The 24,126-nt window shown below is 34.2% G+C and carries 22 protein-coding genes; 12 read left to right on the plus strand and 10 right to left on the minus strand.

Features of this window, described 5'->3' with window-relative positions; all coding sequences use genetic code 11:
- The first annotated feature begins 11 nt into the window (after nt 1-11).
- The 3 genes from VDP25_RS09240 to VDP25_RS09250 are packed head-to-tail and all read left to right on the plus strand — an operon-like array spanning nt 12 to nt 3,387.
- Nucleotides 12-980 carry an ABC transporter permease gene (locus tag VDP25_RS09240; protein WP_215925606.1) on the plus strand — a complete coding sequence of 323 codons (969 nt, stop codon included), beginning with the start codon at nt 12-14 and terminating at the stop codon, nt 978-980.
- A gap of 22 nt (nt 981-1,002) precedes the next feature.
- The gene (locus VDP25_RS09245; RefSeq protein WP_334469039.1) at nt 1,003-2,502 is read left to right on the plus strand and encodes a mannitol dehydrogenase family protein; all 1,500 of its coding nucleotides are present in this window, start codon (nt 1,003-1,005) and stop codon (nt 2,500-2,502) included.
- The gene (locus VDP25_RS09250; RefSeq protein ID WP_334469041.1) at nt 2,503-3,387 is read left to right on the plus strand and encodes a carbohydrate kinase family protein; all 885 of its coding nucleotides are present in this window, start codon (nt 2,503-2,505) and stop codon (nt 3,385-3,387) included. It abuts the gene before it with no gap.
- Between the two features lie 187 nt (nt 3,388-3,574).
- On the opposite strand, the gene VDP25_RS09255 is transcribed toward VDP25_RS09250, so the two are convergent.
- From VDP25_RS09255 to VDP25_RS09295, 9 genes are all read right to left on the minus strand, one after another.
- The gene (locus tag VDP25_RS09255) at nt 3,575-4,258 is read right to left on the minus strand and encodes a type 1 glutamine amidotransferase domain-containing protein (RefSeq protein ID WP_334469043.1); all 684 of its coding nucleotides are present in this window, start codon (nt 4,256-4,258) and stop codon (nt 3,575-3,577) included.
- Between the two features lie 104 nt (nt 4,259-4,362).
- Nucleotides 4,363-5,523, minus strand: coding sequence for an iron-containing alcohol dehydrogenase (locus VDP25_RS09260; RefSeq protein WP_334469045.1), 1,161 nt, complete (start codon nt 5,521-5,523; stop codon nt 4,363-4,365).
- Between the two features lie 101 nt (nt 5,524-5,624).
- Nucleotides 5,625-6,623, minus strand: coding sequence for an NADP-dependent oxidoreductase (locus VDP25_RS09265; protein ID WP_334469048.1), 999 nt, complete (start codon nt 6,621-6,623; stop codon nt 5,625-5,627).
- Between the two features lie 15 nt (nt 6,624-6,638).
- Nucleotides 6,639-7,271, minus strand: a complete 633-nt coding sequence (locus VDP25_RS09270) for an NAD(P)H-dependent oxidoreductase (protein ID WP_215925612.1) — start codon at nt 7,269-7,271, stop codon at nt 6,639-6,641.
- Nucleotides 7,272-7,286: 15 nt separating this feature from the next.
- The gene (locus VDP25_RS09275) at nt 7,287-7,949 is read right to left on the minus strand and encodes an NAD(P)H-binding protein (RefSeq protein ID WP_334469051.1); all 663 of its coding nucleotides are present in this window, start codon (nt 7,947-7,949) and stop codon (nt 7,287-7,289) included.
- 1 nt (nt 7,950) lies between these two features.
- The gene (locus VDP25_RS09280; protein WP_334469053.1) at nt 7,951-8,535 is read right to left on the minus strand and encodes a TetR/AcrR family transcriptional regulator; all 585 of its coding nucleotides are present in this window, start codon (nt 8,533-8,535) and stop codon (nt 7,951-7,953) included.
- A 227-nt stretch (nt 8,536-8,762) separates the two neighbouring features.
- A complete protein-coding gene (locus VDP25_RS09285) occupies nt 8,763-9,392 on the minus strand; it encodes a Pycsar system effector family protein (RefSeq protein ID WP_334469055.1) in 630 nt (209 codons plus the stop codon).
- A 111-nt stretch (nt 9,393-9,503) separates the two neighbouring features.
- Nucleotides 9,504-10,247 (minus strand): hypothetical protein, encoded by a 744-nt coding sequence (locus tag VDP25_RS09290; RefSeq protein ID WP_334469058.1) that lies wholly within the window; start codon nt 10,245-10,247, stop codon nt 9,504-9,506.
- 6 nt (nt 10,248-10,253) lie between these two features.
- Nucleotides 10,254-11,864 carry a glutamate synthase-related protein gene (locus VDP25_RS09295; RefSeq protein ID WP_334469060.1) on the minus strand — a complete coding sequence of 537 codons (1,611 nt, stop codon included), beginning with the start codon at nt 11,862-11,864 and terminating at the stop codon, nt 10,254-10,256.
- 486 nt (nt 11,865-12,350) lie between these two features.
- On the opposite strand from VDP25_RS09295, the gene VDP25_RS09300 reads away from it, so the two are divergent.
- The 8 genes from VDP25_RS09300 (at nt 12,351) to VDP25_RS09335 (ending at nt 20,843) form a co-directional block, all read left to right on the plus strand.
- Nucleotides 12,351-13,679 carry a TolC family protein gene (locus tag VDP25_RS09300; protein ID WP_334469062.1) on the plus strand — a complete coding sequence of 443 codons (1,329 nt, stop codon included), beginning with the start codon at nt 12,351-12,353 and terminating at the stop codon, nt 13,677-13,679.
- Between the two features lie 11 nt (nt 13,680-13,690).
- A complete protein-coding gene (locus VDP25_RS09305) occupies nt 13,691-14,896 on the plus strand; it encodes an efflux RND transporter periplasmic adaptor subunit (RefSeq protein ID WP_334469064.1) in 1,206 nt (401 codons plus the stop codon).
- A gap of 6 nt (nt 14,897-14,902) precedes the next feature.
- Nucleotides 14,903-15,646 carry an ABC transporter ATP-binding protein gene (locus VDP25_RS09310; protein WP_334469066.1) on the plus strand — a complete coding sequence of 248 codons (744 nt, stop codon included), beginning with the start codon at nt 14,903-14,905 and terminating at the stop codon, nt 15,644-15,646.
- A gap of 89 nt (nt 15,647-15,735) precedes the next feature.
- Nucleotides 15,736-16,956, plus strand: coding sequence for an ABC transporter permease (locus VDP25_RS09315; RefSeq protein ID WP_334469068.1), 1,221 nt, complete (start codon nt 15,736-15,738; stop codon nt 16,954-16,956).
- Nucleotides 16,957-16,962: 6 nt separating this feature from the next.
- Complete coding sequence (locus VDP25_RS09320) at nt 16,963-18,000, plus strand: sensor histidine kinase (protein WP_334469071.1); 1,038 nt, start codon at nt 16,963-16,965, stop codon at nt 17,998-18,000.
- Nucleotides 18,001-18,002: 2 nt separating this feature from the next.
- Nucleotides 18,003-18,731 carry a LytR/AlgR family response regulator transcription factor gene (locus VDP25_RS09325; protein ID WP_334469072.1) on the plus strand — a complete coding sequence of 243 codons (729 nt, stop codon included), beginning with the start codon at nt 18,003-18,005 and terminating at the stop codon, nt 18,729-18,731.
- Nucleotides 18,732-18,992: 261 nt separating this feature from the next.
- Nucleotides 18,993-19,601 carry a DUF6515 family protein gene (locus tag VDP25_RS09330; protein ID WP_334469075.1) on the plus strand — a complete coding sequence of 203 codons (609 nt, stop codon included), beginning with the start codon at nt 18,993-18,995 and terminating at the stop codon, nt 19,599-19,601.
- A 237-nt stretch (nt 19,602-19,838) separates the two neighbouring features.
- Nucleotides 19,839-20,843, plus strand: a complete 1,005-nt coding sequence (locus tag VDP25_RS09335; protein ID WP_334469078.1) for an LLM class flavin-dependent oxidoreductase — start codon at nt 19,839-19,841, stop codon at nt 20,841-20,843.
- 28 nt (nt 20,844-20,871) lie between these two features.
- On the opposite strand, the gene VDP25_RS09340 is transcribed toward VDP25_RS09335, so the two are convergent.
- The gene (locus VDP25_RS09340) at nt 20,872-21,738 is read right to left on the minus strand and encodes an outer membrane beta-barrel protein (RefSeq protein WP_334469080.1); all 867 of its coding nucleotides are present in this window, start codon (nt 21,736-21,738) and stop codon (nt 20,872-20,874) included.
- A gap of 458 nt (nt 21,739-22,196) precedes the next feature.
- On the opposite strand from VDP25_RS09340, the gene VDP25_RS09345 reads away from it, so the two are divergent.
- Nucleotides 22,197-23,942, plus strand: a complete 1,746-nt coding sequence (locus VDP25_RS09345) for a tetratricopeptide repeat protein (protein ID WP_334469082.1) — start codon at nt 22,197-22,199, stop codon at nt 23,940-23,942.
- Nucleotides 23,943-24,126 lie beyond the last annotated feature (184 nt).

Here is a 24,126-nt window from a genome sequence, read left to right on the forward strand (position 1 = left end):
AAAATTAAGTTATGGCTTTATCAATTAAACAGCAACTAAATAGTCCAGGTGGTTTACTTAAGTTTTTAGTAAAGTACAATACCATATTTATTTTTGTACTACTGGTTATATTTTCAGCTATTATATCTGATGTTTTTTTTACATCTGCTAATCTCTCAAATTTATTAAAACAAGTTTCGGGTATTGGTATTATAAGTATAGGAATGCTTATTGTGATTCTTACAGGAGGTATAGATTTATCCGTAGGTTCCATGGTCGCGCTTTTAGCAGTGATATTTGCCATGTTAATCAACGTTATTATTTTACCATTAGCCATACTATTTACCATCTGTATTGGTTTTGGTTTGGGAAGTATATCGGGTTACTTAGTCGCATTTCAAAAAATGGCACCCTTTGTAGCAACCTTAGCTTTAATGACCATTGCCAGAGGATTAGGGTTTATTTACTCTAACGGTTCGCCTGTTACATTTAAAACAGCAGGTGGTGTATTTATGTCTGATTTTGCAAACAATTCTACTTTAGGATTACCAAATATTTCCATCATATTTTTCTTAGTGGTTATTATCGCCATGATCATGCTAAAATACAATGTGTTTGGTCGACTAGTAATAGCCATTGGTAGTAATGAAGAAGCAGCAAGATTATCGGGTATTAAAGTGAATAAATACAAGTTTCTGGTGTATGCCATTTCTGGTGCTTTAGCAGCGGTTGCGGCTATTGTTGTGGCTTCTAGAACCAATTTAGGCTCGCCAAATATGGGTATGGCTTGGGAACTCGACGCTATTGCAGCTGTAGTTATTGGAGGAGCGAGTTTAAATGGAGGTAGAGGTACCGCTATAAACACATTAATGGGAGTTTTAATTTTAGGTTTAATTGGCAATATTTTAAACCTTTTAAATGTGCCTTCATATCCACAGCAAGTGGTAAAAGGCGCTATTATCATTTTTGCAGTATTACTACAACGATTTGAAAGCAAATAACACAACTAAAGCATAAAAAATCATGACAACATATACACTGAATCAAGAAAATTTAAATGCTATTTCAGAACGTGTTTCTACACCTAAATACAATAGAACGCAATTAACAACAGGTATTGTACATATTGGTATTGGTGGGTTTCATCGCGCTCATGAGGCATTTTATACGGATCAATTATTACACGACACATCCATAACTAATTGGGCTATTTGTGGAGTGGCTTTATTACCGCACGACACCAAAATATACCAAACTCTTAAAGCTCAAGATGGCTTGTACACCCTTATGGTTAAGGAATTTGACGGTTCTTTAAGTAAGCGTGTTATAGGCACAATTACAGAATTACTTTTTGCTCCAGAAGATCCTTCCAAAGTGATAGAAAAGATAGCGAGTCCAGAAGTTAAAATCGTTACTTTAACTATCACTGAAGGTGGATATAACTACAATGAAGCTACAGGTGCTTTTGATGATAAAAATCCATCTATTTTATATGATATCGCATATCCAACACAACCTAAAACGGTGTTTGGGTATTTAACTCAAGCTTTAAAGCTAAGACAGCAAAAAGGTTTAAAAGGCATCACAATTCAATCTTGTGATAATATTCAAGGTAATGGTGATATGACTAAGCAAATGTTATTAAGCTACGTAAAACTAGCAGATCCAGCATTAATCCCATGGATAGAACAGCGTGTTGCATTTCCAAATAGCATGGTAGATCGTATAACACCAGCAACAACAGCTGCAGATATAGAACAACTAAAAACAGAAGAAGGTATTGTAGATGCTTGGCCTGTTGTATGCGAACCTTTTAAGCAATGGGTTATAGAAGACCAATTTAGTAATGGAAGACCTCTTTGGGAAGTTGTAGGCGCACAATTTGTAAAAGATGTCGAACCTTATGAAAAAATGAAGTTAAGCCTTTTAAATGCAGGGCATTCGGTTTTAGGGATTTTAGGAGCTTTAGTTGGATATACAACTATTGACGAAGCCGTAAATGATAAGAATATCAACGCGTTTTTAGAACATTATTTAAAACAAGAGGTCGTTCCAACGCTTAGTGATTTAGAAAATGTTGACTTAGAAGCCTATATAGCATCATTATTACAGCGTTTTGGAAATGTTAGTATTAAAGACCAAATAGACCGTATTTGTTCAGAAAGTTCGGCTAAGTTTCCAATATTTATTTTGCCTACCGTTAAAGCTAATTTAAAGTTATCTAGACAAACTGAATTAGCTGCTTTTGTTGTAGCTGCTTGGGCTATTTATAGCTTAGGCACTAATGAAAAAGATGAACATTTAAATATTAAAGATGCTCTAAAAGATACCTTACATAAACAGGCGGAGTTGGCATCCCAAAATCATCCTGAATATTTTCTAGAAATTGAATCTGTTTTTGGAAACTTAAAAACGTCTAAACCTTTTGTAGATGCTTATGTTAAAGCGTATAAAACAATAACAAAAGAAGGTGTAATTATAGCTGTTCAAAACATTAACCTTAGCCAAATTAATTCTATATAAATGAAAAATATTGTTTGTTTTGGAGAAGTGTTATGGGATGTGTTTCCTAACCACAAAACCATTGGAGGTGCTCCATTAAATGTGGCATTGCGGCTACAGTCTTTTGGACATAAAGTGGCTATGATAACCAAAATTGGAAAAGATGCATTGGGGGAAACCATTTTTGAATACATTAAAACAAATGGAGTTGAAGTCGATTATATTCAAAAAGACGACCATTTAAAGACTGGTGAAGTTGAAGTCTCATTAAATGAAGAAGGTTCTGCAACCTATGTTATACATGCACCGAGAGCTTGGGATGCTATTGAACTAACTGAAGCGGCAAAACAAATAACTGCGACGTCAGATGCCTTTATTTTTGGAAGCTTGGTGGCAAGAACAGCAGTTTCTAAAGCAACGTTATATCGTCTTATTGATTGTGCTCCATATAAAATATTTGATGTTAATCTTAGAGCCCCTTATTACAGCTTAGAAGAATTGAATTATTTGATGAATGCTGCTGATTTTATAAAATTTAATGACGATGAAATCTTTGAAATTTGTAACAGCTTATATGGAAAAAGCATTGCTTTAGAAGAATGTATTCGACTCATATCAAAACAAACCTCAACGGCATCAATCTGCGTGACCTTGGGTGCTAAAGGAGCTGTGTTATTTGTGGATAATGAGTTCTATTATAATGCTGGTTATACCGTAAACGTCATAGATACTGTTGGAGCAGGAGATGCCTTTCTCGCTACACTAACACATAAATTATTAACAGGTAGTACACCACAGAAAGCCATAAATTATGCTTGTGCAGTAGGAGCTTATGTCGCAAGCCAAGCAGGTGCAAACCCTAAATTTGAAAAAGAAGATATTGAAAAATTAATGCTTAGCATTTAAACGGAAACGCTAAGTTTACTTGGTTGTTTAATAGCACTTAAGAGCTTCACAAAAATTGTGAGGCTTTTTTGTTGTATAAGGTCTGTGTAGAGACTTAAAATCATTGTTTTAAGCAATAAAAAAGCCTGCATACATTATGTTATACAGGCTCTCTCGCTATCAATCAAATCAAAATCAAATCATTATACTACGCCTTTTTAAGCGCTTCTATTAATTTCTCTGCAACCAAAGTTGAAGATGCAGGGTTTTGCCCTGTAATAAGGTTGCCGTCTTGCACAGCATAAGCTGCCCATTTATCAGCATTAGAATAATGTGCTCCATTTTCAATAAGCATATCTTCTAATAGTAATGGTACAACTTCAGTTAAGCCCACAGCTGCTTCTTCTAAATTTGAAAAACCAGTTACTTTCTTACCTTTTACCAATGCTGTTCCGTCTTCATTTTTTACATCTTTTAATACAGCTGGTGCATGACATACAAAAGCAATTGGTTTTTCTTGACGATCAAACTTTTCAATCAATGCCACTGAATTAGCATCATTGGTTAAATCCCATAAAGGACCATGACCACCTGGATAAAATACAGCATCAAAATCATCTGGATTCATATCTGCTAATACTTTAGTGTTTGCAATTTTATCTTTGGCTTGGGCATCTTTGTTAAAGCGCTCAGTAGCCTCGGTTGCTGCATCTGGCGAATCGCTACTTGGATCTATTGGAGCAGCACCACCTTTTGGTGTCGCAATAGTAATAGTTGCTCCTTTATCTAATAAGGTGTAATATGGACTTGCGAATTCTTCAACCCAAAATCCTGTTTTCTTTCCTGTATCTCCTAATTTATCGTGAGATGTTAATACGAATAATACGTTCATTTTCTTTTCTTTTTTAATTTTTTTGTACTTCTGAAACGGTTTCAGAAGGTATGCTTGCTTTAAAATCTGGTCTCAAAATCAATTGAACAGACCTTCAGTTTAAATTAATACGCCATTTTTACAATTTTCTCTACCTTATCTGGAGATAAAGTCTGGTGCTCGCCTAATGTTTTCCAACCACGATCGGTAAAACGTTTTGCTATTTCTTCAGCTGTACCTTCGTAATCGTCTGTATAATCTGATAATTTGGTGTCGATACCTAATTCGTGGAAAAAAGCTGTTGTTCTTTCAATGGCTGCATAGGCTTTATCGTCGGTATTACCTTCCGTAATATTCCAAACGCGCTCTGCGTATTGTGCTAATTTTTCTTTCTTTGCTTCAAAATTAAACTTGTAATGGCTTGGTGCGATTATGGCTAAAGTACGCGCATGATCAATACCAAATAACGCTGTTAACTCGTGTCCCATCGCATGAACAGCCCAATCATTTGGTACACCTTTTTGAATTAATCCGTTTAAGGCCATAGTACAACTCCACATAAAGTTAGAGGCTGCTTTATAATCTGTAGGATCTTTCAATACTTTCGGTGCCACCTCAATGATGGTTTGTAAAATGCTTTCAGCAAAACGATCTTGTAGCAACGCACCAATAGGATACGTCATGTATTGTTCTAAAACATGGGTAAATGAATCCATTAATCCATTAGCTAATTGACGTTCTGGAATCGATGCTATCACTTGAGGATCTAATATGGAGAACTCAGGAAATAAACCAGGTCCTCCCATGGTACGTTTCTCTTTTGTTTCTGCTCTTGTGATTACAGCACCAGAATTCATTTCAGACCCTGTAGCAGGAAGCGTTAAAACGGTTCCGAAAGGCATTCCTTTTTCAGTTCTAATATTTTGGGTTAAAATATCCCAAGGTGTATCACCTTCATACAAGGCTGCAGCTGATAAAAACTTTGTTCCATCAATTACAGATCCACCACCAACGGCTAATAAGTACGTAATGTTTTCGTCTTTAATCACTTTTAAAGCCTCCATTAACTTAGCGTATTCTGGATTTGCAGGAATGCCTCCAAATTCAACAACGTCTACTTTAGATAAGGCTGTCTTTACCTGATCGTAAATACCATTTTTCTTAATACTTCCGCCTCCATAAAGCAATAATACTTTGGCATCTTTAGGGATTTCGTTTTCTAGTTTTTCTATAGTGTCTTTACCAAATATGATTTTGGTAGGATTTTTAAATTCAAAATTATTCATCTTCTTTTCTTTTTAATTATTAATTCTTGTTATACAACCACGCTCAATATTCCTTTAGATAGTATACACTCTAAATAGGACGATTAGAGAGCAGTATTGTCTTAAATTTTAACAACCATTTTTCCTTTATTCTTACCTTCAAATAAGTCAATAAAAGCTTGAGGTATATTATCAAAACCTTCAACTATGGTTTCAGAATAGGTGAGTTTACCTTCTGCTAACCAAGACGTTAATTGTGTCATTGCTTCTGAAAATTTCTCAGCATAATTAGAAACAATAAACCCTTGCATTAAGGCACTGTTTTTTACTAAGAACGGTTGTACACTTAAACTTTTTGGTGCTTCTGTATTATTATAAACCGAAATAGCACCACAAACTATAATTCTGGCCAATCGGTTAATATTAACTAATACAGCATCTGAAATAGGGCCACCTACATTATCAAAATAGATATCCACTCCGTTAGGAGCAGCTTCAGCGATAGCCGCTGTCATATCTTTAGTAGTGTTGTAATTAATACCAGCATCGAAACCAAATTTCGATTTTAAGAGCTCAATTTTTTCATCTGAACCTGCAATTCCAATAACTCTTAGGCCTAATATTTTACCTATTTGTCCTACAACAGATCCTACAGCACCAGCAGCACCAGAAACCACTAAAGTTTCGCCTTTTTTTGGTTGCCCTATTTCTGTTAATCCGCAATAAGCTGTTAAGCCTGTCATACCTAGAATTCCTAAATAAGCACTTAATGGAGCTTTAGAAGGATCTACTTTATTTAAGCCTTCACCATTAGACACTTGTAGTGTTTTCCAACTAAGCATACCAGAAACATAATCTCCTTCTTTAAAATTATCGTTTTTAGATGAGCTAACTTTAGCAATAACTCCGGATTGTACAGGTTGGTTTAATTCAAAAGGTGGTACGTATGATTTAGCATTACTCATACGTCCTCTTAAATACGGGTCAACCGATACATATTCTGTCTCTAAGAGCAGTTCTCCCTCTTTAATTGTTAGTTCTATATCTTCAGTTTTAAATTCAAAATTAGATACAGAGGGTTTCCCTTCAGGTCTACTATTTAATAAAATGGTCTTAATCATAATGTTTTGTTTTTTTTACTTCATTACAGTTACTAAATCTTCCATAGGTTTTCTTACCTTAACTAGATTTACTAACCAATCTTCATTTTCTTTTCTATAACCAATAGGCATTAAAACAGCACTGCGTAATCCTTTTTCGCGTAATCCAAGAATTTTATCTACAGCATCTGGATCAAAACCTTCAATAGGAGTGGCGTCTACACCTTCAAAAGCTGCTGCTGCTAAAGCTTGTGAGAATGCAATATAAGCCTGTTTTGCAGCGTGGTTAAAGTTCTCTTCAGCATCTTTCTGTGGATAAGAGCTCAATAACATTTGTCTATAATTTTCCCAACCTTCATTTTTAAAACCACGAATATCATTGGTTAAATCGAACATGTAATTTATACGTTCCTCGGTATAAGTATCCCAAGCCGCAAAGACGAGTAGGTGAGAGCAGTCTGTAATTACCGATTGATTCCAAGCTACTGGTTTAATCTGTTCTTTTAATTCCTTGTTTTCAATAACAATAATTTCAAAAGGTTGTAAACCACTTGATGTAGGAGCCAAACGTGCTGCTTCTAAAATATTTTGAAGTTTTTCATCAGGAACAGTGTCACCATTCATTGCTTTTGCAGCGTATCTCCAATTTAATTTATCTAATAATTCCATAATTCTATTTTCTTTTTAAGCGTTGTTTCCTAATTTGTTTATGTGTTCAGAAGTGATAATCACTTCTGAATAATTGGTATTAGCTAAGCCTATCATAGCTTGCGCTATGGTCTCTGCATTCACTATTTTATACTTTTTTAGTTTACCGATAAATAAGGGCTGAATGACTTTGAAGATCACCAATCCTATTTTTTCTAATAATCGAGTTTCTTGTCTATCACCACCAATTAAAGATGGTCTTAAAACATATGTATTTTTAATCTGCTGCTTTAAGACGCTGTTTTCCATTTCGCCTTTGGTCTTGTTGTAAAACACAGTGCTATTTTTATTCGCTCCCATTGCTGAAATGACTAAAAATGTAGAGATGTTATTTTCTTTTGAAAGCTTTGCAGCCGCAACCGGAATTCCGAAATCTATTTTTTTATAAAGCGTTTTGTCTGGTGTCTTTTTCGCTGTGGTACCAATACAGCAATACACGTCGTCTGCTGTAAAATCAGTTTTAAATTGGTTGAGCTCTAAAAGATCACCAATAAACTGTTGGACTTTATCAGGTAGACCTTCAATTTTAGAGCGTGAAAACAATTTTATAGTGTCGTAACGCTCGTCTTCAATTAATTTTTGAAGTACAAAACCACCCGTTAAACCAGATGCACCTAATATGATTGCTGTCTTTTTCATCTTATTGACACATTTTTATACTGCTCCAAGCAGATTGATAAGCTTCTTCTAAATGTGTTTTATCTAATGTAAATGCGCCTCGTTTTTGAGTCATCATTAAAAACGATAAAGGGTTGATAGCATAAGCATACAATAAATAATCTGAAAGCGGTTTTATAACCCCTTCTTTTTTGCCACGTTCCCATAGATCGAGTAGAGGCTGTAAGTGCTTAATACCTTCTTGTCTACTTTCCTCGTCAATCATTGGAGTATTATCACACTGTGCTAAAAACATGGCATGTTCACTTTCGTTCAGTTTAAAATCTGCAATACGTTTCCAAATCATTTTAAATCCTTCTTCAATAGGCATAGTGGGATCATAATTAGCAAATGCATACTTGGTGTATTCTGCCTTCACATCTATGTACGTTTGATTCACTAAATCTTGTTTGTTTTCAAAATATAAATAAATAGTTGCTGGTGATACATTTGCCATTTTAGCAATTTTGCTCATAGGCGTTGCATGAAACCCATTATTGTTAACCAACTCTATAGTTGCTTTAACAAGTGCATTACGTTTATCTATACTTTTTTGAAGTTTTGCCATCGTGTTTTAATTCTGATACAAATATACATTAAAAATGAACGTTCATTCTTTTTTTAACAAAGGTTTAAATATTGAGATAAAAAATGTATTGATAATAGGGTCGTATTTTATGTACGAAAGTTCAATAAACCAACTAAATAATAAGGAGTTATAGTCTTTAAAAATAGCTTAAAAAGAGCATAAGGCGGAAGTGTATAACAGGTTTTTTTATGCAAGTAAAGTAGCTCTTATGACATTAGTGAGCTAAATAAGGTATGACAAGCTATAAATGCAATTACAGATAAAATAATGCCTATTAAAAAGATATTAAACGATTTACGAAGCAACTTAAACTTACGGTCTATCGTTTTTCCTAAATGGTAAGTATCTTTTGCAATAGTTCTATATAATTCGTCTCCTTCATTCATTAGATTTGTTATACTGTTTACATATTCATCCTCTTCCATATCTTGAAAGTTGCCATAAAACATTAAGTTGTTTGTTTCTGCTTTTCCATGTACTAATTCTGGTCGTGTTGCAAAAATGGCAAATGTGATAGAGGCGAGGTTTGTAATCAAAATCATGACTACAGGATAAATGAGATGAGGATCGGTATCTAACTGACTCATAACAGTACCTAATATTAATGAAAGAATTAAGGCATTTATAGAGATTAAAATATTGGATTTGGTGTCTATCATTGTATTTAAGGTGTACTGGTTTCTAGACAATAACCGAAACAAGGTTTCAACACCTCTTTCTGAGCGTGGTGAAATTTTTGACAGTTTCTTTTTCAATTTTTTTAAGGCTTCTTTGTCAATATGTAACTCTTCCATTAAATATTGATCTTCTGCTTTCTCTTTTGATTTAGCACTCATAACTAGATACCTTATAATTTAAACCTATTTATAAATATAGCTATTACTCTTACCAAAAGTAATAGCTTATGATACTATTTTTATATTCCAAAACCTATTTACAGTATGGCTTTAGCTATTTTTTAGTTGAGTAATAGCTGCTTCAAAAAAGGCAACACCTTCAGATTCTACAATAGTATCTGCCTTAAGAATTGCGCCAATAAAGTCACCAGATTTCCATTCTCCAAATTCTAATTTTGGTAATTGAGACGTCTCTATTTTACCACCATTTTTATATCCAGAGATATATAAATAATGCTTATTACTAATTGTGTCAGGAATAGCTAAACCTAATCCAATAGTGATATCAGAATTAGGTAGTGCACTATAAATTCCGGTATCAAAATGATGTGGCCACACTCTTATAGAAGCATCAAGACCATAAATCCTGTCAATCTTTTCAAGGGCTAATTGTGCTAAAACACGTAGGTTTTTGAGTGCGTCTAATTGGTCGGAATCTAATAATTCAAACGTAAAAGAATGATTTATTGCATAAGGTAAATCGTAGTGAAACTCATAATTATAAGTTTTATTTAAATGGGCTTTAGACGTGTCTTCTAGCCAATTTAAAACTTCGGCATGCATAGCTCCATCTAACTCAAAAGTTGTAATGCCTTTATTAGATTTCCATTCTAAGGAAAAGGTCTCATAATTCAAACATAATTGATCTCCTTTGTCTGAAAGTGTATGCGTACAAAGACATCCATTTTCGATGTTAAAACCTAAGTTTGTATGACTGTCGTCTGATTCCTTTTCTAGAAAACTAATTCCAGCCGCAGCTAAGTATTGTGCTGCTAAATGCATTTGTTTTTCCATAGTATATTATTTTATTCCTGCGTAATTAATTCCTGTAAGTTGATGTATATCGTTATCGTAAGTTGAAAGGTCTTCTTGATTAAATTTAGAGATATCATTATAACCACAAGCGCGTGCCACAACTTTTATTAAATCGTTACTTGCTTCAAAGTAATTTTGTAATTGCTTTGCTGAAGCATCAATAAGCAATCTGCTACGTAAAGATTCTTTTTGAGTAGCAATACCAACAGGACAGTTATTACTTCCACAAGCACGCATCCCTAAACAACCAATAGCTTGTAAGGCCGAGTTAGATACTGCAATAGCATCTGCACCAAGCATCATCGCTTTTGCAAAATCTTCGGCTACTCGTAAACCTCCTGTAATGATTAAAGTAACATCTGTTGCTCCAACTTTATCCATATAAGCTCGCGCTCTAGCTAAGGCAGGAATAGTTGGCACATTAATATGATCTCTTAAAATAGTAGGTGCAGAGCCTGTTCCGCCACCACGACCATCCAAAATAATATAATCCACACCAACGTCGAGTGCAAACTGGATATCTTTTTCAATATGACTTGCAGCCAGTTTAAATCCAATAGGAATCCCGCCTGTATGTGTTCTTACTTTTTCGGCAAATACTCTAAAGTCTTCAACAGTATGAAAGTTTGGGTTTGCAGCTGGTGAAATGGCTGTTTCGCCTTCTTTTAAGCCTCTAACTTCAGCAATTTCTTTACTAACTTTAGTACCTGGTAAATGACCACCTGTTCCTGTTTTTGCACCTTGACCTGCTTTAAAGTGAAAAGCTTGTACATGGTCTAATTTGTCCCAAGAAAAACCAAATTGTGCCGAAGCTAATTCGTAAAAATACTTGGAGTTACTCGCTTGCTCTTCTGGTAACATACCTCCTTCACCAGAGCAAATGCCTGTTCCTGCCAATTCAGCTCCTTTAGATAGTGCAATTTTAGCTTCACGAGATAAAGCACCAAAACTCATATCACTTACAAAAAGTGGTATATCTAATTCTAAGGGCTTTTTTGCTTTAGGGCCAATTACCACTTTAGTAGCAACAGCTTCATGATCTAATAAAGGTCTCGAAGCTAATTGCGCTGGTAGAAACTGAATATCGTTCCATTGAGGAAGCGTGGTTCTATCCACTCCCATAGAGGCAGAAAATCCATGATGTCCTATGTTTTTTAAACCATTTTGAGCCAATTCTTTTATATAGCCCGTGTAAGGCTCTGTCTCTTCTGGATGTGTGTCTGCGTATGCTCCTAAATACGTATCACGATTAAAAGGTTGGGGATTACTTACTAAAAAGGCATCAATCTCAAAGGCGTCTACAAGTAAATCATCTCCTTCAACTTTAGTTGAAAACTTATGAAGCACCTCTTTATTATTATACTCTGAAACTCCTGAATCTACACGATAATCCCATCCGTGAACTCCACAAATTAGATTATCTCCATCTACATAACCATCAGACATTAGCGCTCCTCTGTGTAAACATCTGCCGTAGAGTACAGAAATAGCATCATCAAATTTTACAATGACTAAATCTAATCCGTTAACTAGAGCGTGTTCTGGTTGCTTATTTTCTAAGCTGCTTACTTGAGCAATGACTATGGGTTGTTTCATGTGAGTATCGTATATGTTATTAATTTATTTAAAAGGCAAAAGACTAATACAAAGTCTTATTTTATCAATATTCAGTATAAAGAGGCTCTAAGCTTACACTTTAAAAAGCTCATAATTCTCAGAATATTTTAAAATTGAATTTAAATAGCCTAGGAAATATTCGTCCAACCTGACGATATTAAAAGCGAAAACACCAAGATAGCCTAAAAAAAAATGGTGAACTGCATATTGTTGTTAATCAGTTGGTTTTGCGTTTGTCGAGAGATGTTAAAATTCCTTTCAAAAAAAGTAGTGTCAGTTAATGGTTTCGTTGCTGTGCGTTTTAAACAGTTAACAGAACCGCTATTCACGATGTCTTAATATGGCCAAAAATCTCATCGATACAATCCTACAATTCGTATAGTGAATCAGTGCAAACGTCTATCGCTTTATATTAGGATAGGATATCGTTTCATATTTGTAGTGTAAAATTAAATACACCTAAAAATGAAACAGTTTTTTATCATCATAATGCTATTAGTAACTCAAGTTACCTTATCGCAAGACAGCAATTCTGAACCATCAAAACTATGGACATTAGAAGAATGTCTTCAGTATGCTTTAGAAAACAACATCACTATTAAAGATGCGGCTTTAAATTACGAACAAGCAGCTGTAAATTTTAGCAAGGCAAAATCATCTAGACTACCCAACCTATATGGTTCTGCATCCGAAACATTTTCAAACGGAAATTCTATTGATCCAATTACTAGTGATTTTGTTTCTGAGCAAATTTACAGTACTAACGTTAGCCTTAATAGCTCTGTAACCTTGTTTCAAGGCAATCAGATTAATAATCAAATTGCGCAAAATGCATTATTAGTGAATCAAAGTGTGTTTCTAAAAGAAGAAACCAAAAACAACATCATCTTAAGCATTTTAGAAAATTATTTACAAATTTTATATGCTAAAGAAGGTATTACAATAGCAGAAAATAACGTATTAGCATCAGAAAAAGAACTAGAACGTGCCAAAGCAAGATTAGATGCTGGTACTATTGCTTTAAGTGATTACACTGAAGCACAGAGCCAAGCCGCAACAAATAAGTATGCTGTTATTACGGCTAAAAACACTTATCAGCAATATATTATCGCCTTAAAACAATTATTAGAGTTAGACCCAACGCAAGATATAGAAATTGAAACCTTAGGTGACAATGATAACTATATAGCCTTAGAGCTCGATAAACTGGCAATTTACAATAAAGCACTTGGTATTTTACCAGAAATTAATGCTAGTAAAATAGGAATACAGCTTAGTGAAAAAGAGTTAGACATTGCCAAAGGAGCGTATTTACCAACCTTATCGCTGGTGAGCAGTTTAGGTTCTGGATATACCAGCATAAATGATAATAACTTCTCAGATCAGTTTAATGTCAATTTTAATCAGCGTATCGGACTGTCTTTAAACATTCCCATCTTTAATAGAAATCAGACTAAAGCAGCAGTACAATCGGCACAGATTAGTATAGAAAAAGCACAGATTAATCAACAACAAACCGAAAAAGAAGTGTATAAAAAAGTGGAGACGGCTTACCAAAACGCCGTATCTGCACAAGAGCAGCTTATAGCAGCCGAAGCCTCTAAAGCAGCGGCAGAACAATCTTATAATCTAGCGCAGAAGAAATACGAATTAGGTGGCTTAAGTACTACCGATTTAGTGATTAGTCAAAACACATATACCAATGCGCAGCAAAACTATTTACAAGCGAAATACTTAAGCATTTTATACCATCAATTATTACAATTTTATCAAGGAAACACTATCAAACTTTAAATATAACCATCATGAAAAAAAATAAAAAAACCATAATCATAACCAGCATAGTTGTTATAGTAATAGCCTTTGCAAGCTACGCTTTTCTAAAGGGAGACGATGCTATGATTATTGAAGCGAAAACAATAGTAGCAAAAAAAGCAGACGTCACCACAATGGTTACTGCAACAGGAACTATAGAACCAATTACGCAAGTAGAAGTTGGAACACAAGTGTCTGGTGTCGTAGAAAAAATATATGTAGACTATAACAGTGTGGTAACGGAAGGTCAATTGATTGCCGAATTGGATAAAACCAATCTCAATGCAGCTAAAACCCAAGCACAAGCAGCTTATGACAATGCTGTAAGCCAAAGAAACTACACGAAGACAATTTACGACAGACAGAAAACCTTATACGATAATCAAGTCATAAGCAAATCCGATTTTGATGATGCCGAATACAATTATCAAACTGCAAAAGGAACAGTAACACAACGTTATTCTGACTTACAACAGGCAAGAACCAATTTAGAATACGCCAATATTTATTCTCCTATAGACGGAGTCGTATTATCGAGAGCGATTGACGAAGGGCAGACCGTAGCGGCAAGTTTAAGCACCCCAACCTTATTCACCATTGCACAAGACCTAAAAGAAATGCAAGTGGAAGCCGATGTTGATGAAGCAGATATAGGGCAAGTTAAAGAAGGCCAACGTGTAGAATTTACTGTAGATGCTTACATAGGTGAGACCTTTGAAGGTGAAGTTACTCAAGTACGATTAGATCCAACTGTTACTTCAAATGTTGTAACTTATACTGTTGTTATTAAAGCACATAACCCAGAACTAAAACTAAAACCAGGATTAACAGCAACCATCTCAATTTACACTTTAGAATTAAGTGATGTATTAACGGCAGAAGCTAAAGCCATCAACTTTGATCCTGAAAGAGAAGTTCTAAATACCTATAATCTACAACATCAATTAGAGGGGAATACAGCAGAATACCCTAGAGATGAAACTACGCTTTGGGTATTAGAAGGCAACGGAGCTATAACTCCTAAACCAGTAATTCTTGGTGCCAGTGATGGTGTTAATGTTCAAATTTTAAGCGGAATTTCAGAAGGTGAAAAACTAGTGTATAGCTTAAAAGGTGTGTCAAAATCTGAAGCTATTACGACTAAAAAAAGTACAAGTCCTTTTATACCACAACGTCCAGGAGGCAAGAAAAAATAAAGAATCATGAGTAAAGCAATCATAAAAATTGAAGATTTAAAACGAGAATTTACCATGGGAACCGAAACGGTTCATGCCTTAAAAGGTATTTCGTTTGATATCAAAGAAGGGGAATTTGTAACCATCATGGGATCGAGTGGTTCTGGTAAAAGTACCATGCTTAACATCTTAGGCTGTTTAGATCAACCCACCTCTGGAACTTATGAAATTGATGGGGTCCGTGTAAAAGATCTCAGCAGAAATGAATTAGCAACCATTAGAAACGAAAAGATTGGATTCATTTTTCAATCTTATAATTTATTAGCTAGAACATCGGCTATTGAAAACGTTGAATTACCCTTATTATACAATAGTAAAGTAACTTCTGAAGAGCGAAGGGAACGAGCAATCAAAGCCTTGGAGATGGTTGGTTTGGGTGAACGATTGCACCATACACCTTCGCAGCTTTCAGGAGGACAACAACAACGTGTGGCCATTGCCAGATCGTTGGTTAACAATCCCGTAATGATATTAGCCGATGAGGCTACAGGAAACTTAGATACACGAACTTCGTACGAAATCATGTCTTTATTTCAAGAATTAAACAAACAAGGTATTACCATCACATTCGTAACGCACGAACCTGATATAGCCACGTTTAGTAGCAGAACTATTGTATTAAAAGACGGAGACATTATGCAAGATTATAACAATGATAATATACAATCTGCAGCAAATGAATTGGCTAAACTACCCAAACAAGACCATTAATTAGGAAATGCTATATCAAAATTCCAATATAAACTTATATGTAATTGTGGTATTCCATTTGACCTTTAAAAAATAATAAATCTAAACAGATGAGACTATTAAATCTATTTAAAATCGCTACAAAAGCTATTGTTCTTAATAAAACAAGAACCTTGCTAACCATGTTAGGCATCATCATTGGTGTAGCCTCTGTAATTGCCATGTTAGCCATAGGTGAAGGCTCTAAAGAAAGTATCCGTACTACTATTTCCGCTATGGGTTCTAATATGATTACCATCAAAGCAGGAGCAGATACGCGAGGTGGAGTAAGACAAGAAGCAAGTGTTATGGAATCACTCACATTAAGTGATTATCAAGCGATAAAAAAACAGGCTTCACTGTTGAGCTACAGTACACCTGTAGTAGAAGGTAAAGGTCAAGTTATTAACGGCTCTAACAACTGGCCTTCTTCTATTTACGGAGTAAATCCGGAGTATTTAAAAATTAAAGTTGTCGACTTACAAAGCGGAAGTATGTTTACAGATGCTGAAGTACAAACGGCTGCTAAAGTGGCTTTAATTGGCCAGACCGTCGTTGATAATGTGTTTACAGACGGTCAAGATCCTATTGGGCAAATGATTCGTTTTAATAATATTCCATTTAAAGTGATTGGTGTGTTAGAAGAAAAAGGGGAGAACACCTTTGGACAAGATCAGGATGATGTGGTTATTGCACCATACACCACAGTACAAAAGCGTATTTTGGCTATCACGCATTTAAATCAAATTATGGCATCTGCGGTAAGCGAAGAAGAAGCGCCAAATGCGGTGATAGAAGTCTCTCAAATTTTACGCGAACAACATAGACTAATGGATACTGAAGAGGATGATTTTCATGTACGTTCTATGGAAGAATTAATTTCTACCTTTAGTTCTACCAGCGAAATGTTAACCATTCTCCTCGTGGCAGTCGCTAGCATCTCACTATTAATTGGCGGAATTGGCATCATGAACATTATGTATGTTTCTGTAAAAGAACGAACTAAAGAGATTGGATTACGTATGGCAGTAGGAGGCAAGGGCTCCGACATTTTAATGCAGTTTTTAATCGAAGCCATTTTAATTAGCATCACAGGTGGTGTTTTAGGAGTATTATTAGGGCTTGGAGCAACTGTGTTCATAGAAAAATTCTTAAATTGGCCTACAAGCGTGGCACTGTATTCCATTGTGATTTCGTTTGCCGTTTGTGCGGTAACTGGTATCTTTTTTGGATGGTATCCTGCACGAAAAGCATCAGCTTTAGATCCAATAACAGCTTTACGTTACGAATAATAAATCATGTACAAGAATAAAACAATTACAATCCTTACACATCTACTAGTTTGGTTAACACTATTTAGTTTACCTTACTTGTTGTCGTATGGCCAAGAACAAGAGTTAGATAGAGTAAAAGCACATTTTTGGATTCCCTTGTTCTTTTCTACCATAATCTTCTACTTCAATTACTTTGTCTTAGTAGATCGCTTTTTGTTTCCTAAAAAAATGCTGCAGTTTATACTTATAAACGCAGCATTAATTGCCTTCTTCTTGTTTTTAAAAGAATATATTGAAGATAACTTCTTTCAACAAATCATAAAAAAACGACTTGAAAACAAGAACAGAGTTGCACCACCATTTAAAATGGCCATCTATATACAAATCTTGTCTTATATGGCGCCACTGTTGTTTTCAATTGCTTTAAAAACAACAAAACGTTGGAGTAAAACAGAAGCAGAACGCAAAGAGGCAACCAATATAAAATTAAAGTCAGAATTACAGCATTTACACTACCAATTGCAACCGCATTTCTTCTTTAACTCTTTAAATAATATTTATTCATTAGTCGATATTTCCCCAGACCAAGCCAAATCGTCTATACATAGTTTAAGCAAATTGATGCGCTATATGCTGTATGAAACCAATGTAGAGTCCATTCCGCTTACTAAAGAAATTGATTTTCTTAAAAAGTATATCGATCTAATGAAGTTAAGGGTGTCAGACAAAACAACTGTGAGTTATAGTTTTCCTATCAAAGAAACAGGCATTCAAATAGCGCCGTTATTATTTATTTCACTAATCGAAAATGCATTTAAACATGGTGTTTCTGCATCTCAAACTAGTAGTATTGATATTAACATGACTTGTGATGATAATACGGTTTTATTTTCTATAGAAAACGATAATTTTCCAAAGAAGACAGATGATAAAAGTGGGTCTGGAATTGGACTTCAAAACTTAGAAAAACGACTAGAATTATTGTACCCAGATAAGTTCAGCTTTAAAACCATCTTAAAAAACAATCGCTTTATAGTCACTTTAGAAATTCAAACCAACTAAACATGAGTAACTTTAAAATCACCTGTAGTATTGTAGACGATGAGCCAATGGCACTCAATTTAGTAGAAAGTTACGTAGAGAAAACGCCGTTCCTAGATCTAAAGCATAAGTTTAGTAGTGCTATTGAAGCCATGGAAGTTCTTAAAAACAATCCGGTGAACTTACTTTTTCTAGATATACAAATGCCAGATCTTACCGGTATTGAGTTTTCTAAAATGCTTCCAAAAGACACTCGTGTTATTTTTACCACAGCCTTCGATCATTATGCCTTAGAAGGTTTTAAGGTAGAAGCTATAGATTATTTATTAAAACCGTTTGATTATGCTGAATTTTTAGCCGCGGCCAACAAAGCCAATACCTGGTTTGAGCTAGTAAAAGGGAAACGAGAAAGTATCCTTTCTAAAGAAAAAGAATTCCTCTTTGTAAAATCAGAATACAAACAACTACGCGTTAAATTAGCAGACGTCTTATATTTTGAAGGCTTAAAAGATTACATCAAAATATGGTTAAAAGACAACCCAAAGCCTATTTTAACCCTCATGAGCTTAAAATCTCTAGAAGAAGAACTACCCGAAACACAATTCATGCGTGTACACCGTTCGTTTATTGTATCCTTACATAATATAGATGTCATTGAACGCAGTCAAATTATTATCAACCAACAACGAATTACAGTATCTGAACAATACAAATCTAAATTCTTGGAGTTTATCAATAACAACTCCTTATAAAAACAGCCATATATAAATGTCTATACAGATATAAAAAGACCTATTTAAAACGATAGGTCTTTTTTTATGGTGCTACCACAAAGCCGCTATTAGCCATTATTCACAAATCTAATCTATATAATTATTGCATTGGTAGACACAATCTCTGCATACGTCTATTGGCTTTTTTTAACATGAATATTACAAATACCTTTAAACCATCAAACAGAAATAAAGTCTTAGGTACAGATTGAAAACGTTGAATTATTAAATATTAAGATTATGAAAACACTTATAAAAACAATCATATTACCAGCACTGGTATTAATAGGGACAGCAACACAGGTTTCAGCACAAACAAAGCGTAGTAATGCAAAACAAAAAACGGTAGTTACTACAACAAAAAGAACGACCACAGCCGTTAATAAGGCTAATAACAGAAGAGTCTCAAGCACTAAGGTTATTTACAAAAAACCAACACGTAAAGTCGTTTCTGTAAGATCTATACCAAACAAAACCATTGTAAAACATAAGGGGCAAAATTACTATTATGCAAATAATAAGTTTTATACCCAATCTAGAGGACGTTACATTGTTATTGCTCCAAAAGTAGGATTTAGAATAAAGACTTTACCAGCAAACCACAAACGCGTACGTTTTAACACACATAATTATTACATCTCACAAGGCATCTTTTATATTCAAATTAATAATGCGTATGAAGTCGTAGATCCAGAAATAGGAACTGTTGTTTACGAGCTTCCAGAAGATTATGAAAAAGTAACCATAGACGGACAAACCTATTACGAATACGCTAATGTATTATATGAAAAAGTACAAGTAGATGGTACTAGAGCTTATGAAGTCGTTGGTATTATAGATATGGAATAACAAGAGTTAGATTGATTGGTTGATGAGTAGAAAAGGAGAGTTGTTTTTAAAAACGACGCTCCTTTTTGAATTTTATAAATAGCACTCAAAAAAAAACAGCTTATATAATCATAAAATAAAGACATAAAAAACAATAGAAATGGAAATGTATTTACCTTTGTAACTCGTAAGTAAAAAAAGCGACTAAAGCAGTCTTAACACACTTACTTAGACCCCAATTATACAATTGATAACGTTATGAGCACTAAACATACATCATATTCTATATTAGATCTGGCTTTAGTATCAGAAGACCATACATTACAAGACACCTATACTAACGTATTAAAACTAGCGCAACATGCAGAGACTTATGGTTATTCACGCTATTGGTTGGCAGAACACCATAACGCAGCTAATATTGCGAGTAGTGCAACTTCTATATTAATTGGTTATGTAGCGCAAGGCACTAAAACCTTAAGAGTAGGTTCTGGCGGTATTATGTTACCTAATCATTCACCTTTAATTATTGCCGAGCAGTTCGGGACTTTAGGAACCATCTATCCCAATAGAATAGATTTAGGATTAGGCAGAGCTCCTGGCACAGACAGAGAAACGGCTGAAGCTATTCGTACCGATTTTATGCAAGCCGCACACTCATTTCCAACTGAAGTAGACAAAATACAAACCTATTTTTCATCCGAAAATGACGAATCTCAAGTAAGAGCTACTGTTGCCGAAGGCGTCAACGTACCATTGTATATCTTGGGATCTAGCACAGATAGTGCGCATTTAGCAGCTAAAAAAGGACTGCCTTATGCCTTTGCGAGTCATTTTGCAACCACACATCTATGGGATGCTATAGCTATATATCGTAAAGAATTTAAACCGTCTGAAGCCTTACAAGAACCATATTTTATGGCAGGCGTTAACATCATTATTGCTGATACAGACGAAGAAGCAGAACGCTTAGCGACCTCATTAATCCGAATGATTGTAGGCATATTTACAGGAAGACGGGCTAACGTGCAGCCACCAACAGAAATGACCGAAGATTTAAAGGATATCATGCGTAACCCGCAAGTCCATCAAATGCTGAAGTACAGTTTTATTGGTAGCAAAGCCACAGTTAAAGCACAGGTTAAAGAATTTTTAGCTCAATCAAATGCAGACGAACTCATTGCAGTAACGCATCTGTATGATATCAATGCCAGAATTCGATCTTACGAATTATTCGCAGAAATTATGAATGAGTTAAACTAAAAGCAAAGCATAATGCCAGCCTAAATATCTATTTAGATTCTGAATTCGAACGCTTAAACTTATAAATTATACCAAAGTTAACACCAAAGGAAGAATACGGTACTTTTACGGCTAATTTCTTTGACGAATCGGTATTTCCACTAGGTAACTCATCTACATAAGTTGTGGTTTTATTTATACCTGCAGGTAAATTATCTAAAGAATAAAGCCCCTTTACAGCAACCGTTCCGTCAGGTAAAACAACATTGGTATTAAACTCCGTGATTTCAGAATCTTTTCGTTTTAAACTGATACCGTAATACTCAGCTTCTACAAAAACACTAAACGATGTGCTTAAGTCATGTCTATAACCTATAGCAGCAACAAAGCCTAAAGGAAACTGACCGTGAAAGTCTTCTACATAATTGGTTTCAGAATACGATCCTAATGGGACACCAAAAGCATCTGCTTCTGCTTGCGAAAAATTAACTTTCTGATGTACAACAGCTTCAGTTTTACCTCCTAATTTAACAAGCGCACCAATACGACCATATACATTGTCGTTAAACCTGTAAACTAATGAAGCAGAAGCACCATAAGCACGAGCTCTTGCAATAGCATCTACGTCATAACCTGGCAAACGAACCTCAGAGACCGTTTGATCAGAACCATGCAAATACCCTAAACTCAAATCTGCACCAAAGCGCTCATTAAAAAAATATGTACCACGTAATTGTGTGTTAAATCCTTCCCCATAACTACCATAGGTATTTTCGGTACCACCAGTCGTTTGTTTTTCACCTATTTTCATTCCAGCGCTTCCAATGGCGTAACCACCACTAACCGAAATTTCAAATTGTGCATAAGATGTTGTGCTTAATAATAAGGCTGTAAATACGATAAGTATCTGTTTCATAATTGAAGATTTTATAAAAATAAATTGAAGATTTGGACTTCAAATGACAATGGTTACAAAGGTACTTGTTTTTAAGTTTTATTCTGTTAACCTTAACATAATTTAAGAACCATATTACCCCTCAAATACAAGTGAACACAACCAAAATTATATAGTATATTTAAAGCAGTTATAATTCTTACTCATCTATTAAAAACGTCTTCCATCAAAGACCTCATTATAAGTGAGATTATTCAAATTCTTGAAGATTCAGCATATTTCACAAAATAGATTTAAGCAAATCTCTAATTATGATTTTACATATTTAATAAACCATTAAATATAGAGAGAAATGATTGTTTAAATCACTGACTCTAAAAAAATGCTAAGATAATCTTCATTAACTTTTTATACATTTGCGCATGTAAACCAATACTTTGATTAACCAAAAATCTATAGCTGTATTACCCTTTGTCAATATGAGTAATAATATTGACAACGATTATTTCTGTGATGGAATTACAGAAGAAATCATTAATGCACTAACTAAAGTTAAGGGTCTTAAAGTTATAGCAAGAACCTCTTCATTTTCGTTTAAGAATAACAATGTCGATGTGCGCCATATAGGCAATCAATTAGGTGTGGCTACAATTTTAGAAGGGAGTATTAGAATATTTAAGGATAGGATCCGTATTAATATTCAATTAATCAGAACAAATGATGGCTTTCAGGTATGGTCTCAAAATTTTAATCGCAAATTAGACGATATTTTTGAACTTCAAGATGAAATAAGTTTAATAATCGCAGAACAGATAAGAGAAAATTTTGGTCACTTTGATATTTCTAATAACATTTCTATCATTGGAACCAAAAACATTAATGCCTACAAGCTCTATTTAAAGGGTAGGGCATATCAACTCAATTGGGCTTTAGAAGATTACATTGAAGCCATTAATTACTACAAACAAAGTATCGCCATAGATAAAGATTTTTATGATGCCTATTTTGCCTTATCTAGGTCTTACAGTATTTTATCGAGTTGGGGATGTATTGAAAGAAAGACCGGAGAGTATAATACGAGACAGTTTTTAAATCAAGGTTTAAAGATTAACTCTAAATCTTATTTGAGTTATTTTTCTCAATCATCACTAAGTTTTTGGCTGAATTGGAATTATACAAAAGGGATAGAGTTTTTAAAAAAAACACTTTTAATAAATCCAAGTTACGCTATTGCTTATGAAGGAATAGCAGAAGTTTATATGGCTACAAATCAATTAGACAAAGCATTGCTAAATATTAATAAAGCCATAGAAATAAGCCCTTTATCACCTAATCATCTTTTTACCAAAGGCAATATTTACTTTTTAGATAAGGAGTATAATAAAGCCATAGTGTATTTAGAGGAATGTTTAAGAATTGATCCTAATTTTACCTTAGCAATCGAGACAAAGTTAGCTTGTTATATGCTTCTAAATGACGCTTATAATTTTAGAGATTACATTGCCAAAATGCCGCAACTTATTGCCCCTGAGGTGTGTGAAATACTATTCTGTCTTATTAATAAAAAACCATTATCTACTCCGATTGAATCCATCACGATTAATATTGAAGAAAGTTTTAAAAGTATTTATCCTTGGCATTTCTATTTCCTTATACATACTGGAAAAACAGAACAGGCCTTACAACTATTTGAAGACAAAATGAATTTAAAAATAGGACAATTAGTTAATTTCCAATTAGATCCTTTTTTAAATCCATTACGTGAGTATAAACGTTTTCAGCTAATTGAACAACAAGTTTTGTCGTCTGGCTTGGTAGCTGTAAACAAAGACACTGCTTATAATATACCCAAGGAAAATTCCAAACCTTTAAATACAGCCGAAATAGCTAAATACAAGTTAATTTTAGAAAATTTCATAAAAAACAGTGAACCTTATTTAAATCCAAACCTTTCCTTAAAAGAACTCGCTAAAAATATAGCTTTGCATCCTAATAAATTGTCTTGGTTATTAAATGCCGAATTCAATAAGAACTTCAACGATTATATAAATCAATTTAGGTTAAGTCATTTTAAAACAGTGGCTTTAAATCCAAAATTTAAGCATATAACTATTTTAGGATTAGCCTATGATAGTGGTTTTAATTCTAAAAGTGTATTTAATACTTTCTTCAAAAAAATAGAAGGTATAACACCTAGCCAATGGGTAAAACAAAACAACAACTAACTGTTTTATAGCTCATTTTTCTTCTACAATAAATACAGCTTATAGACTACTGTTCTTACTTAGTAGAACATAGCGCATCTTAAATTCAGCGGAAAGTATCAGTCAATAAGAACTTTATTAAAAAACTTCAAACCATAATTCCGAACGTTCTAAATTATAATTTCGAACGATTAGAGGCAACTTA

The organism is Winogradskyella sp. ECml5-4 (assembly GCF_036903175.1).
GTDB classification, from domain to species: domain Bacteria; phylum Bacteroidota; class Bacteroidia; order Flavobacteriales; family Flavobacteriaceae; genus Winogradskyella; species Winogradskyella damuponensis.

What these genes read in the sequence shown, in the direction of transcription:
- VDP25_RS09330 (WP_334469075.1), top strand. Translation starts at nt 18,993, where the DNA reads ATGAAAACACTTATAAAAACAATCATATTACCAGCACTGGTATTAATA.
- VDP25_RS09280 (WP_334469053.1), bottom strand. Translation starts at nt 8,535, where the DNA reads ATGGCAAAACTTCAAAAAAGTATAGATAAACGTAATGCACTTGTTAAA.
- VDP25_RS09340 (WP_334469080.1), bottom strand. Translation starts at nt 21,738, where the DNA reads ATGAAACAGATACTTATCGTATTTACAGCCTTATTATTAAGCACAACA.
- VDP25_RS09325 (WP_334469072.1), top strand. Translation starts at nt 18,003, where the DNA reads ATGAGTAACTTTAAAATCACCTGTAGTATTGTAGACGATGAGCCAATG.
- VDP25_RS09265 (WP_334469048.1), bottom strand. Translation starts at nt 6,623, where the DNA reads ATGATTAAGACCATTTTATTAAATAGTAGACCTGAAGGGAAACCCTCT.
- VDP25_RS09305 (WP_334469064.1), top strand. Translation starts at nt 13,691, where the DNA reads ATGAAAAAAAATAAAAAAACCATAATCATAACCAGCATAGTTGTTATA.
- VDP25_RS09275 (WP_334469051.1), bottom strand. Translation starts at nt 7,949, where the DNA reads ATGAAAAAGACAGCAATCATATTAGGTGCATCTGGTTTAACGGGTGGT.
- VDP25_RS09295 (WP_334469060.1), bottom strand. Translation starts at nt 11,864, where the DNA reads ATGAAACAACCCATAGTCATTGCTCAAGTAAGCAGCTTAGAAAATAAG.
- VDP25_RS09315 (WP_334469068.1), top strand. Translation starts at nt 15,736, where the DNA reads ATGAGACTATTAAATCTATTTAAAATCGCTACAAAAGCTATTGTTCTT.
- VDP25_RS09270 (WP_215925612.1), bottom strand. Translation starts at nt 7,271, where the DNA reads ATGGAATTATTAGATAAATTAAATTGGAGATACGCTGCAAAAGCAATG.
- VDP25_RS09300 (WP_334469062.1), top strand. Translation starts at nt 12,351, where the DNA reads ATGAAACAGTTTTTTATCATCATAATGCTATTAGTAACTCAAGTTACC.
- VDP25_RS09290 (WP_334469058.1), bottom strand. Translation starts at nt 10,247, where the DNA reads ATGGAAAAACAAATGCATTTAGCAGCACAATACTTAGCTGCGGCTGGA.
- VDP25_RS09250 (WP_334469041.1), top strand. Translation starts at nt 2,503, where the DNA reads ATGAAAAATATTGTTTGTTTTGGAGAAGTGTTATGGGATGTGTTTCCT.
- VDP25_RS09245 (WP_334469039.1), top strand. Translation starts at nt 1,003, where the DNA reads ATGACAACATATACACTGAATCAAGAAAATTTAAATGCTATTTCAGAA.
- VDP25_RS09260 (WP_334469045.1), bottom strand. Translation starts at nt 5,523, where the DNA reads ATGAATAATTTTGAATTTAAAAATCCTACCAAAATCATATTTGGTAAA.
- VDP25_RS09345 (WP_334469082.1), top strand. Translation starts at nt 22,197, where the DNA reads ATGAGTAATAATATTGACAACGATTATTTCTGTGATGGAATTACAGAA.
- VDP25_RS09320 (WP_334469071.1), top strand. Translation starts at nt 16,963, where the DNA reads ATGTACAAGAATAAAACAATTACAATCCTTACACATCTACTAGTTTGG.
- VDP25_RS09285 (WP_334469055.1), bottom strand. Translation starts at nt 9,392, where the DNA reads ATGAGTGCTAAATCAAAAGAGAAAGCAGAAGATCAATATTTAATGGAA.
- VDP25_RS09335 (WP_334469078.1), top strand. Translation starts at nt 19,839, where the DNA reads ATGAGCACTAAACATACATCATATTCTATATTAGATCTGGCTTTAGTA.
- VDP25_RS09255 (WP_334469043.1), bottom strand. Translation starts at nt 4,258, where the DNA reads ATGAACGTATTATTCGTATTAACATCTCACGATAAATTAGGAGATACA.
- VDP25_RS09310 (WP_334469066.1), top strand. Translation starts at nt 14,903, where the DNA reads ATGAGTAAAGCAATCATAAAAATTGAAGATTTAAAACGAGAATTTACC.
- VDP25_RS09240 (WP_215925606.1), top strand. Translation starts at nt 12, where the DNA reads ATGGCTTTATCAATTAAACAGCAACTAAATAGTCCAGGTGGTTTACTT.